Raw genomic sequence first — 885 nt, 5'->3', positions numbered from 1 at the left:
TAGTCAGAACATTTAAAGGTTTGTAGTTAAAAGAAAAAATAAAAAGCTGCCAATGATAATGATCACTGGCAGCTTTTGGTTTTTAGAAGACAAGAACTTATAAGATATAAATACTTAGCTTAAACACTAACGCTTGTCATTGCGATCACGAGTATTACGCGCTGCGCGGCTAGCAGGACTAGCGCTACTTTTAGACTTCTCGCTATTGCTGCTAGTACTACTACGATTATCACTACTTTTACGACTGTCAGAGCGACGCGCTTTTAGCGGCTTGTTTTTGATACGCTCTTGCTTGTCTTTTGCCGCACCATGGAGGCCTGTGCCGTAACGTGGACGCAAGCTGACCAAGTCAGTTAAAGTGTTGATATCTTTTTTGTCCAATTCGATATGACGACCTGTACGCAGCTCTTTGGGTAGATCGATACTACCATAGCGCGTCCGCAGTAGACGGCTAACTTTAAGACCTTGCGACTCAAAAAGACGGCGAACTTCACGGTTACGGCCTTCTTTGAGTTGCACATGATACCACTTATTGACGCCTTCCCCGCCGCCCGCTTTGATGTCATCAAACTGCGCCATACCGTCCTCTAACATCACGCCCGAGGTCAGATTGCGAGCGATTTCTGGGGTGACTACACCGAGTATCCGCACCGCATATTCACGCGTGATCTCACTTGAGGGATGCATCAATCGATGTGCCATCTCGCCGTCATTGGTGAATAACAGCAAGCCTGAGGAGTTGATATCCAAGCGACCGACCATGACCCAGCGGTCATGAGTTAGTTTAGGCAAACGCTCAAATACCGTCGGACGACCTTCTGGATCACTAGCTGAGCAAATCTCACCCTCAGGCTTATAGTAAGCGATAACGCGGCGACGCTTTTC

General features: G+C 47.2%; 1 protein-coding gene. It reads right to left on the bottom strand.

What is annotated here, in order from left to right; translation table 11 throughout:
* Nucleotides 1-126: 126 nt before the first annotated feature.
* The coding region (locus ACTXGO_RS14870; RefSeq protein WP_443575066.1) for a pseudouridine synthase at nucleotides 127-885 on the bottom strand (759 nt) is incomplete at its 5' end.

The organism is Psychrobacter sp. T6-1 (assembly GCF_052258445.1).
The sequence above is the reverse complement of the archived record's forward strand: the minus strand, read 5'-3'. Positions and strand labels throughout refer to the sequence as shown.